The organism is Pseudomonadota bacterium (assembly GCA_037200975.1).
GTDB lineage: Bacteria > Pseudomonadota > Gammaproteobacteria > Steroidobacterales > Steroidobacteraceae > CADEED01.
The window spans coordinates 3,649,201-3,661,125 of sequence record JBBCGI010000001.1; the positions used below are offsets into that span (position 1 = coordinate 3,649,201).

6 protein-coding genes are annotated in these 11,925 nt (G+C 63.4%); 3 read left to right on the forward strand and 3 right to left on the reverse strand.

The genetic code is table 11. From position 1 onward, the window contains the following. Window positions 1-146 precede the first annotated feature (146 nt). Window positions 147-2,447: a fibronectin type III domain-containing protein gene (locus WDO72_16465; GenBank protein ID MEJ0087266.1), complete on the reverse strand. Its 2,301-nt coding sequence runs from the start codon at window positions 2,445-2,447 to the stop codon at window positions 147-149. Window positions 2,448-2,592: 145 nt separating this feature from the next. Here WDO72_16465 and WDO72_16470 point away from each other — a divergent pair, with 145 nt between their 5' ends. After that, window positions 2,593-3,909: a sugar MFS transporter gene (locus WDO72_16470; protein MEJ0087267.1), complete on the forward strand. Its 1,317-nt coding sequence runs from the start codon at window positions 2,593-2,595 to the stop codon at window positions 3,907-3,909. Further along, window positions 3,906-4,889: an AraD1 family protein gene (araD1, locus tag WDO72_16475; protein MEJ0087268.1), complete on the forward strand. Its 984-nt coding sequence runs from the start codon at window positions 3,906-3,908 to the stop codon at window positions 4,887-4,889. Before WDO72_16470 ends, araD1 begins: the two co-directional genes overlap by 4 nt. 28 nt (window positions 4,890-4,917) lie before the next feature. On the opposite strand, the gene WDO72_16480 is transcribed toward araD1, so the two are convergent. Both WDO72_16480 and WDO72_16485 read right to left on the reverse strand, forming a co-directional pair. Next, on the reverse strand, window positions 4,918-7,212 hold the full coding sequence (locus WDO72_16480) for a c-type cytochrome (protein ID MEJ0087269.1): 2,295 nt from the start codon (window positions 7,210-7,212) through the stop codon (window positions 4,918-4,920). Window positions 7,213-7,232: 20 nt separating this feature from the next. Continuing rightward, entirely contained in the window at window positions 7,233-8,606 is a 1,374-nt protein-coding gene (locus tag WDO72_16485) for a DUF1080 domain-containing protein (GenBank protein MEJ0087270.1), read from the reverse strand. Between the two features lie 345 nt (window positions 8,607-8,951). On the opposite strand from WDO72_16485, the gene WDO72_16490 reads away from it, so the two are divergent. After that, window positions 8,952-11,864, forward strand: coding sequence for a TonB-dependent receptor (locus WDO72_16490; protein ID MEJ0087271.1), 2,913 nt, complete (start codon window positions 8,952-8,954; stop codon window positions 11,862-11,864). The last annotated feature ends 61 nt before the right edge of the window (window positions 11,865-11,925 follow it).

Genomic DNA, 11,925 nt, shown 5'->3' on the forward strand with positions numbered 1-11,925 from the left:
GAATTTCCCTTGAGTGACGCGTCGGAACAGGCCACTGCCTGCGCGCGGACGCCATTCTATCGGAATTGACAGCCGAGTCCGACAACCACGACGCCGGCCGCGAATAACCGGCCGGGGCATTTCATATACGCATACATATCAGGCGGTCACGGACCCTCGGTGGGCACTGCGTATTGGGTAGACGGGCTGCCCTCGCCGAGTGCGTTCACGGCGGACACGGCGAAGTAGTACTCCACCCCATTGGTCAAAGTACGGAAAGTGAAGCTGTTTACCGCACCCACCGATTCCGTCTTGTCGAAGTTGTCCTTCTGCCGGCCGATGCTGACCCGGTATCCCGTCGCGCCGGGCACGGTTTTCCAAGTCAATTTCACCGTGTGGCTCAACGCCACGGGCACCAGCAGCTCCGGCGCGGCCGGCAGCGCCACCGGGCGCGACCGCAGGAACTCGGCGTCGATTACTGGCCGCCGCGCGTCGACCGGCGTTACTTCGAGATTGTCGAAACTCACGGGGTTCCAGCTGGAACCGATGCCCGCGAGGCCGTTGAGGTGCTCCTCGTCGGTGATTTCGAACAGCTGGCGGCCGTCGATTCGCCCGCGCAGCGTGTGCCCATCCATGATGAACTCGGCGCGTCTCCACGCCTGGGTGGGCGGCCCGCTGTCTCCGGAAGTGAGGATTCGCTCGGAGCTGCCCGAACGCAGTTCCCATCGGCCGGTGCCATAGACGCGCATTTGATAGCCGACGATATCGCCCGCCGAGGAAGCCGACGTAACTCGTCCGAAGAGCGCCGCGTAGTCAGCGCCTTCGACGTGTACATCCGCCGCCACCCGGTAGTGATTCCACCGGGCGTCGCCCCAGGTGGCCAGCGTTCCCGACTGGGGCCAGCTGGCATAAAACGTCCAGCCGATCGGCGCACGAGGGGCGACCTGTTCGAGACAATGTCCGGACCGGCCGCCCACGCATTCGTTGACTTCGAACGCGCCATTGGCCTCGAATAGATAGGGAGCGGAGGAGCGGCCCGGCTGCATGTTCTCGAAGCTCTCGGAGTAGGGGAGCGGGAACGGATCGTCCACGATGGGATTCACCGCCGCGTGGCTCGTCTGGCCGCGCGTGCTCGTAAGCGTGTAGACGCTGTTCGGCTCCAGCGTGACGGTGAAGCGGTTGCCTTTCACCGGAATGGTCGCGATGCGCGCGAAGGGACGATCGGCGGTCGTGCGCCACACGTAAACGGTCTTCTTCAGCTTGCCGCGCAATTCGAATGTCGCTTCGTGACTTTGCGTCGCCGCCAGCGTTTCCACGACGGTGCTGAAATCGCGGCCGGAGTGCAGCGTCACGTAGCTGCCGCCGCCTGGAATGAGGGCGGACGCCGCATCGAGATATTTCCAGCCCGGCTGTGCGAATTGCGTGGTGTGCGCAACGATCCACAGCGGCGATGTGACTTGGTAGTTGCCGGACCACGGAGACTTGGCGCGCAACAGGCCTGCGTTCGGCAACTCGAAGATATCGTAATAGGCCGTGACCAGATTCCACACGTTGGTCGAGGTCATGCGCCCGAGGATGTAGTTCCGGTTCAGCAATTCGGCGAGCGGCGGTGACTGCTGTCCCGCAATGCCCCATTCATCGCCCCACGGGCCGTCTTCGCTGGACCACAAAGGTTTGTTCCACTCGGCGGACAACTCCCGTGCCTTCGCGGTGCTCTGAAAGCGCGGATAGTGGGTGGCAATCACGTCCACCACGTCGCGCAGGGCGCGGTCGGCGGACATCGCATCGACGATGTCCCAGGAATTGACCGAGTCGTCGGAAATGATCCGCGTCTTCAACCCTTTTGCGTCGAGACTCGCCCGCAGGATCTTGGTGAAGTCGCGCGGCATGGGCGTCTCGTTCCACAGGCCCAGGTAGTCGATAGTCAGGCCGTGCGCAGCCTTCGCCCCAGTGACGAAGCTCACCAGGTAGTTGGCGGCCGCCTGCGAATCGGTCTTTTCCACCCATGCGGGGTAGTTCCAGGCGAGGGCGATGAGTGTGATGCGCGGATTGCGTTTCCTGGCCTCTTTCATCATCCACCACTCGTAGCCGCGCTCGTAGTTGGCGTCGTCGGCGCTGCGCTTGTGCGAGGGCTCGGCGCCTTCGGTGGAGTTGCCGTCGCTGCCGATCTCGACTTTCAAGGTCTGCAGCGAAGCGCCGACGCGCGGCTTGAAGAGCAGATCCAGGATCCGGCTGCGTTGCGGCTCGGGGTAGTCGAACAGCAGGCGCGAAGTCGCGCCGCCGCCGCTGGTCGCGCCGATGCCGTCGAAGCGCCGGCCCGCTCCGGCGGGATCGATGATGACGTTCAGCGGCTGCGCATTCGTGAACCCGGCTTCGGCGGGTGTGGCGGCCGCGGCGAACCGCGGGATCACGACGGCAATAAACGCCGCTGCGACCGACACGAAAATCTGCCTGGCTGCTGCTGTCATCGTGAATTGCCTTTGGTTATTTAATACTCGTACAATATAAATATACGGATTCGCCGCTTGTATGTCGAGAATTCCGGCGTATGGCGGTGTATTCCGTGGAAAGAACAATCCGCGCTCCGGCGCCGCAACGATGGGACCCTTTCGAATGCCCGCAGTCCCCAACGCAACGCACAACTTGTCCGGCGCGGCACCGGCTCACTACACGCCGGCGCTCAGACTGCTGGCCAGCCTGTTCTTCATCTGGGGCTTCATCACCGTCATCAACAACACGTTGCTGCCGCATCTGCGCAGCGTGTTCGAGCTCGACTACACCAGGACGACGCTGATCGAATCAGTGTGGTTCATCGCCTACTTCGTCGCGTCGATTCCGTCGGCCAAACTCATCGAACGCGTGGGTTACAAACGCTCGATGGTGATCGGGCTTGCCGTCATGGCGATTGGCGCGCTCGGCATGATCCCCGCGGCACGTATTCCTTCGTACGGCGTGACGCTGGCGGCACTGTTCGTGATCGCGAGCGGCATCACGTTGCTGCAGGTGGCCGCGAATCCATACGTCGCCGTCGTGGGTCCGCCGGCGACCGCGCCGGCGCGGCTCAATCTCGTGCAGGCGTTCAACTCACTCGGCACGACCCTGGCGCCGCTTTTTGGCGGTTACCTGATCCTGGGACGCTCGGCTTCGGGCACGGCGGAGGCCGATACCGCCTTGAGTTCGGCCACGCGCCTCGCCGACGCGCAGGCCGTGCAATTGCCCTACCTGATCGTGGCCGCGACGCTGATCGTGCTCGCCATCGTCATCGCGCGGTTCCGCCTGCCCGACATGAGTGCCGAAACGCGCCGCTTCTCGGTCGAGCAGCGCAAACGCCACTCCTTGTGGCGGCACCGCAATCTGGTGTTCGGCGTTCCGGCAATCTTCATCTATCTGATCGCGGAGATCGGCGTCGCGAATCTCTTCATCAACTTCGTTTCGCAGCCGACCATCGCGAATGTCACTCACGAGCAGGCGTCTCACTACCTGTTCCTGTTGTGGGCCGGCATGATGGTGGGCCGCTTCGCCGGCAGCTTCCTCATGCGCACCATTCCCGGGGAGCGCGTGCTGGCATGGTTTGCCGCCGGCGCATTCATCATCATGCTGATCACTTCATTCGCCAGCGGCCAGCTGGCGATGTGGTCGCTGATCTCCGTCGGGCTCTTTCATTCGATCATGTTTCCCACGATTTTCACGCTGGGAATCCGCGGCCTCGGGCCGCTGACCGAAGAGGGCTCGGGGCTGCTGATCATGGCGATCGCCGGCGGAGCGCTCGTCATCGTGCAGGGCTGGCTTGCCGACCGATTCGGCCTCCAGCTCTCTTTTCTGCTGACCGCGGCATGCGAGCTCTACGTACTCTTTTATGCGCTGTGGGGTTGCCGTCCGGCCGCCTCCGGCACGGAATCCATCGAGGTCGATCGGCGGATCAGCGAATGACACTTTCCTTGATTCAATACCGGGGCTCCGATGGAAAACGCGGTGTCGCGGCGCTGCGCGACGGCCTGCCGGCAACCGTCGTTCCCGGCGCAGCCACCACGCTCGAGCTTGCGCGCCGTGCGCTGCTCGGGAAAGGCACGCTCGCGGCGGTCGTGCAGGCATGTGGAGAAGGGGAAGCGCTGGACCTCGCTTCTGTCGCGTTGCTTGCGCCCGTCAATCACGTCGATCCGGCCCATTTGTTGCTCACGGGGACGGGCCTCACGCATCTGGGCTCCGCGGAAGGACGCGACAAGATGCACCGCGCGATGTCGGACGCCGCGCAGCAGACCGACTCTATGAAGATGTTTCTCATGGGCGTCGAAGGCGGCAAGACCGCCGGCATCGGCAAGGGAGTGCAGCCCGAATGGTTTTACAAAGGAGATGGCTCTTGTTTGGTCGCGCCGGGTGCGCCGCTGCTGTCGCCCGAGTTCGCGCTGGATGCGGGCGAAGAACCTGAAATTGCGGGCATCTATCTGATCGACGACGATGGCACGCCCGTTCGGCTCGGCTTTGCGCTCGCGAACGAGTTCTCCGACCACGTGACCGAGCGGAAAAACTACCTGTGGCTCGCGCATTCGAAGCTGCGCGCCGCTGCGCTCGGACCCGAGCTGCTGCTCGGCGAGCTGCCCGGTGACATCCACGGCACCAGCCGCATCCTTCGTGATGGCGAGGTGCTCTGGGAAAAGCCTTTCGTTTCGGGCGAGTCGAACATGTCTCACAGCTTCGCCAATCTCGAGCATCATCATTTCAAGTACGCATCGTTCCGGCGTCCCGGCGACGTTCACATACATTTCTTCGGCACTTCCACGTTGTCGTTCAGCGATGGCGTGCAGACCCGGGACGGCGATGTCTTCGAGATTCAGGCCAGGCCTTTCACGCTGCCCGTGCGTAATCCGATCAAGCGGCTGCCGGCACCGGCGGTCGCGGTCAAGGTGCTCTAACCACCCCCTGCGGGGCCGGCGGCAGCGTTCAAGGCTGGTCGATCAGTTCCTGGACGGTGAACGCGTTCTGCCGGTCCTTCCACTTGGCCCGCACGCGCGCCACATCCGCGGTGTCGATGCGTCCGGCGGCGTTACCCCACGACTGCCGGACGAAACTCAGCACCTGCGCGATGTCGTCGTCCGTGAATTCCGCATTGGCGGCGATTCCCGGCATTTCGCCGCTGACCTCCGGAGGTTGATAGAGCCGTTCCCTGACGGTGACCGGGCCCGTCAGGCCGTACAGCACAACGGTGATCAATCGGTTCGCGTCATCGTTCACCCATTCCGAACGATTCAACGGCGGCCCCAGGCCCTTTATGCCATTGCCGTCGTCGCCATGGCAGGTCTGGCAAACGGAGTTGAAGATTGCCGCTCCCCTCGGGTAGACGCGCGCCAGCGCGGGCGAATGGGCAACAAGCCGCGTTTCCTCCTTGTTAGCCACCGCCTGCTGCAGGCGCGTGCGCAGTGCGGTAATCCCGGACGGCTGCCAGCTCTCGAGTTGCGATAGCAGTTCGACCTCGCGATCCGGCACTCCGCTGACGATGGCGTCGGCCACGTAGCGGTCGTCTGGAAAGGCGCTAACTAGTTCCTGCAGCAGGCGCTTTGCCGCCGCGGCATCGAACCGCCGTACCGTGGCGACCGTTTGCGCCAGATAAGGAGCGGCCAAGGAATCCCGGTTGACGATCAACCCTTCCAGCGCCGGCCGATAGCGGCGGAAAGCGGCCGCGTCGAGAGTCTGCGGCAACACGCTCAGCGCCTGCGTTCGCACGGCAACGTCCGGATGCCGCAGTGCCACCAGCACATCCGCAGGACGCAACGCGGCGAGTCCTTCCAGCGTCCACAACGCATGAATCGCCATGCGCACATTGTTCCGCTGCCGGAGCGCGGCGCGCAGCGCGGGAACGGCCGCAGTGAGCTGGCCATCGACCAGCAGCTGCTGTGCCTTGTCGCGCACCCAGCCGTTTTCGTCACCGAGCAGCGTTGCCAGTCGGATCGCATTGCCCGGCAGCGGTGTCTGCCAACGTGCCGCGCCATGCTGCGCGGGAACGACCTTGTAGATCCTTCCCAGAGATAGGGGACTCGCCAGCTGCCTCTGGTCTATCTGTTCCTTGAGGTAAGAGGTCAGGTACGTCTTGTGCTGGATGATGCCGCGATACATGTCCACGATGTACAACGCGCCGTCCGGACCGTCGTACAGGTTCACCGGCCGGAAGCGCTCGTCCGTGCTCGCGAGGAACTCGTGTTCCTGATAGGCGAGAGCGCCACTGACAAGATTTCCCTGCGCCTCGAGAACATCGCGCTTTACCAGGTTGCCCGCGGGCTCGGCGACGAATGCATTGAAGGCGTATGCGGGACCGAACCGGCCGCCGCGGTAAATCAGCGGACCGCAGGCGGCGGTGAAATTCGACAGCCGCTGCCGCGCGTCGAGAATGCCGGGCACGTAGCCGCGATTCACACCCGGCGTGTCGTGCGCCGGGAACACCCGCGTGTCGGCGACGATGGTCTCGGAATAGCCGGCCACGCCATCTTGATTCCTGTTGCCGGCGCCGAGACCCGGCGCGAAATAGTCACCCAGCAGATTGTCGGAATTGTTGTTGTAGTACAGCCGTCCCTGGTCGTCCTGGCTCAGACCCCACTGGCCGCGGAAGTGTGTGGTCTCGGTCAGCCACGCGTCACCGCGGCGGCGGTAACGTTTGCTCGACTTGGCGCTGTAGATCCAGTTGTCGAGGGCCCGGTACAGGCCGTTGGGTTGATGCTCGGGATTGCCCGCGGCCGTGTAGGCAGCATCGATCAGGACTTTGTTCGTGGGTTTGTCGTCTTCGATGCCGTAGTACCAGAGGTTCGGCGGTTCGGCGACCAGAATGCCATCGCCCACGAGCGCGAGGGCTCGCGGCAGCACCAGGCCATCCAGGAACACCGTTCTCCTGTCGATGCGGCCATCGCCGTTGCCGTCTTCGAGGATGACGATCTTGCCGTTGGGCGCGTCTTCCCCGCTGCCTGAGTAGTCAGGCATGAAGGCGGTCATCTCCACCACCCAGATGCGGCCGCGGGCATCGAAGCTCAGCGCCACCGGTGCGCTCACCAGCGGTTCCGCGGCGACCAGCTCCACTTTGAATCCGTCCTGCACCTGCATGCGGGACAGCGATTCCTCGGCGGACAGTGCTGGAGAATCCGCCGGTGTGCGTACGGGTTCGGGCGCGGCTTGTCGTGCGGTGGCTGCCGGAGCCTGATATGCGCCGAGCAGACCAGATGCGAGGAGACAGGCCAGATTGCGGTGACGCATGAGCGATGTACTCCGGCCGGTTACAACGGCTTGAGCTTGATGCTGCGGAAACTCACCGGCCGGCCGTGTTCTTCGAGCAGGATGTGGCCGCCTGCGTTTTGGCCTGAGCCCTCGATGCCTTGAAGGCCGCTCGCCGTCAGGAGTTGACGGAACGCGGCCGAATTCCGGTCGTACTCGAGCACGCGCATTCCATTCAAGTAGTGAGCCACTGTGCCGTCCCGCGACACGACGATGCGGCCGCGATTCCAGGTCTTCGCCGGGTAGACGAAGTCGGGTTGTTTCTGTGCGGGTAGCAGGCCGAGTAGTGAGGCGACGGAAAGGCGGACGTCACGGTCGCGTTGTGTAGCCTCGGGTTGCGCGTCATCGGCAATCCGGTATTCCAGGGCCGGCACCGCGGCCGCCTGTGGCGCCGCGGACGGCACCAGATATTTCACTCCGCCCTCCGCACCGTCCGTGAAGCGGAATTCGAACGACAGGTCGAACGCCTGGTACGTTTGCTCGGACGCGAGATCGCCGCCGTTCGCGCCTTCTTTACCGTCGGCGGCTTCGACCGACAGGGCACCGCCCGCGATGCGCCAGCCCGTCGCAGGAAAGCCATCGAGGCGCGCGCCTTTCCATCCCGCCGACGTCACTCCGTCGAACAACAAGCGATACCCCTCGCGCCGCTCGTAGTCGGTGAGGGTGTTGGGCAGCAGGTTGAGCGCATACACACCCGGCGCCATCGGCCGCGGCTGCAGATTCCCGGTCTGGATGCGGATATTGCGAAAGCGCACATGCCCGCCGATCCAGCTCTTGTCGTAAGCCGTGTGCAGCTGCAGCCCGATGAAACCGTCGGTGTCCACATCGTCCACCACGTACGCCGTGGGAATGTCGTTCACCCAGGTGCGGGTTTCATGGCCGATGCATTCGATGCGCAGGCGGTTGTAGTCGTTCTTCTTGTATGCACGACGCGCAGGCTCGTTCAATTGCAGCTGGTAGAGCCAGCCACGGCGCTCTTCATCGTAGATGCCGCCCGTCCAGGCGCGCTCGCTCGGATCCGCTTCGACCTGTTGCCCGTAGGCCGCGCCGCTGTAGGGATCGACGTGGGCGCGGACCAGCACGCCCGAGTTGCCGCGGTCATCGTCGAGCTTGATCTCCAGCTCGACGATGAAGTCGCCGTACGAGCGCTGCGTGACCAACCAGGTGTTGAGCGGGGAAGTGTCGGTGAGTGTGCCGACGATTTCTCCTTTCTCCACGCGGTATTGCGCATTGCCGCCGGCCCGCTCCCAGCCACTCAGCGTCTTGCCATCGAACAGCGATCGCCAGTTTTCGGCGGCGGCAGGCGCCGCGTGGCAGGCGCCCGCCAGCGAGATGACTAACAACGTTGTGGCAATCCCGATCCTGTCGACGAGCATTTTTGTGCCTGCAGTGTCTTGCGCGTCGGTGGTGGGTGGCAAGACGAGCCGGACGCGCCAATCGTTCCGAGTGTGTCGCTGCGCAAATGGCCAGTCAACATGGGTGGAACAAGTTTTGTCCGACTAATGAATGTTTTCTCGGACTCTTCGATCGAATGTTAATTATTCGACAGATTGCAGACGCAGGCGCGATAACTTCGTGATTTGCGCGACGGGCGCCGTGAATCGCGGCAATCCAGTGTGAGTTTTAGTACTCAGACAATTGTTGACGAACGAATATCGGCGTGGGATATTGTCCGCGTAGACACTGTGCACAGAACACAGGCACATCCAGAGGGAAAGCTCATGCGAAGCATTCGAAACAGCACCATTTTCACCGGCGTCACCGCGCTCACCCTGGGGCTGGGCTCGGCGCCCGCCGTCATGGCGCAGCAGCCCACCGCGCCAGCAGGTGAAACGGATGCCACCGACCTGCAGGAAGTCGTGGTGATCGGCATTCGTGCATCGCTCGAGTCGGCGCAGGAGCTGAAACGCGATGCGCCGTCGGTCGTGGAGGCCGTGACTCCGAAAGATCTTGGTCAGTTCACCGATGCGGCACTGAGCCAGTCGCTGACGCGAGTGCCCGGCCTGCAGGTGTATCAGAACGCACAGCCGCAATACGGCGGCGGATCCGGCGTTTCCATCCGCGGTCTCGGTCCCGACTTCGTCGCGACGACGGTCAACGGGCGCAACGTGCTGGGCCAGCCGGAATCGCGTGGCGGCGGCACCGGGCGCAACTTCGATTTCGACTCCCTCTCGCCCGAAGTCGTCTCCGGAATCCTGGTCTACAAATCGCCCACGGCTGAATTGGTGGAGCCGGGTCTCGCGGGCGAAGTGGACATCCAGACCCTGAAGCCACTCGACTACCGTACGCCGGACGGTGAAAACTTCTTCGGCTCGGTGCAAGCGCAGGGCATCTATCAGAGCGAACGGTCGAAGACCGGTCCGCGCTACAGCGGCGTGCTCGGTGCGAAGCTGCTCGACGACACGCTCGGTGTGTACGTGGCCGCGCTGGCGTCCGATGAATATCAGCAATCCAAACAGAACTACGTCTTCTGGTACCTCGGCAACGTCGCCGTCCAGAATGCGGGCGGCGGCACGACTAACTACGAGAACATTCTGTTTCCTGGTGAAGCGGATTCGCTGCTCGACAACTATCACTACATCCGCCGCGGCACCTCCGTGGGCCTGCAGTGGCGGCCGGCGGACAGTCGCCTGGAAGTGAACGTCGACGCCCTGTACAGCAGATTCTCCACGCTGATCGAGCAATCGACTTTCCAGAACTACACCGGCTTCGGCATTTTCGCCCCGGTGACGTTCCTGCCGGGCGGCGCGACCATCGTCGACGGCCAGATGACGGGTTTCGATACGACAAAGACCGTGGATGGTTTCCCCACCGGCCTGTTCAGCGGCCGCAGCGCGGGTCTGGTCGGCGGATTCGTCGACAACACCAACGCGAACCGCATGCTCGGCGGCAACATCAAGTGGCGCGGCGACAGCTACACGCTGTCGGTGGACTACGCGCACAACACGTTGACCTACGCGCAGGACTTCAACAACGCGTATTGGCCCTCGTCCGGCACGGACGAGACGGCCATCGACGGCGCCTACGACTTCACCGGCTTCAAGTACACGGCGCATTACTACGGGGACAATCTGCCGTCGAATCCCGCCTTGTGGAGCACGGCGGAGGACGCTTCGAATGGCCTGGGTTATTACGCCCAGCAAACGTACTGGCACACGGATCGCGACCAGGCTCGCGCCGACTTGTCGTGGAACTTGAGCGATGCCTTCACGCTCAAGGGCGGCGTACGGTTCGAGACCACCAACGTCAGAACCGCTTCCGGCTTCGGAACAACCGGCGTGAATCCGTACAACGGCGTCAATTCGTTCACGCTGTTTTCGACGCCCGGAGATCCCTCCACGGGCTACTACACCACCGATGGGCTGCTCAGCGGCAAGTCCGCGAATCTTCCGGGCGCTCCCGATGTTCCTCTGGCGACTCGCGCGGGATTCGCGAGCACCAATCCATTCGCCGCGAGCCTCACGAATTTCGGACGCGGCGGCAGCTTCTACGACTGCCCTTCGCCGATCACCACTTCCGATCCCATTTCGCTGCAGCCGATCACCGGCAGCGGCGCGGTGTATTGCCTGAAGGAGAAGACCAGCGCGGCGTACGTGCAGGTCGATTACAAGGGGACGATCGGCCAGCGTGACTGGTCCGCCAACGTCGGCGTGCGCGCGCTGCGCGTGGAGGAAAGTGCCTCCGGCCTGCAGTTCGTCAACGAAGCCATCTCCGATCCGGGTGGCAGTGTCATCAGCACCACCAGCCAGCCGGGCGAAGGCGAGACCAGCTACTGGAACTACCTGCCTTCGCTGAACGTGTTGTTCAAGCCGCGCGCCAACATCAACCTGCGGTTCGGCTTCGCGCGGACGATCACGCTGCCGAGCTACACGGCCATGGCGCCGTCCGGCACGGCTACCTACTATCAATCGTTCAACGGCGTGCAGTATCCGAACACGTTCTACGGCGGAAATCTCTATCTCAAGCCGACCGAGGCCGACAATTTCGATCTGACCGCGGAGTACTACACCTCGTACGGCGGCGCGATCATCGTCAGTGCGTTTCGCAAGAACCTCAGCGACTTCAACGTCGGGCTGACGCAGCTGGGCGTCCCCGTCCCCGGACTCGACGGGTTGTTCAACTCGGGCACGACCATCAACGGCGGGAGCGGCCACTCGTCGGGCGTGGAGGTTGGAACGAACCAGCCCTTCACCTTCCTGCCTTCACCGTGGGATGGCTTGGGCGTCACTGCCAACTACACCCGCGTGTCCAGCCAGCAGACCCTCGAAACCGCGAACGGCACGATCAGCGGAGAACTCCCGGGCACCGCCAAGGACAACGTGAATGCGCAGCTCTACTACGAGAAGTACGGCTTCGCAGTCCGCCTGGCTTTCAACTACCGCGGCGACACGACGACGTCCCCCGGCGGCACTAGCTACGAAGGGCACCTGATCGACGATGGTTACATCAAGGGTTACGAGACGATCGATCTGAGCCTGAGCAAGCGATTCCTCGACGATCACTTCGAAGTGATCGCCACCGGGACGAATCTCACCAACGCCGAGCAGATCGCCTTCATCGGGCCGGCCAAGCTGCTGACTCAGTACAACCCGCTGCCGCGGATATTCACGCTGGGAGTTCGCGCCAGGTTCTGATGGGGCAACGGCGCCGCCGGACGACACGTATGGGTGTTGTCCGCGCGGTGACGCGTCAACA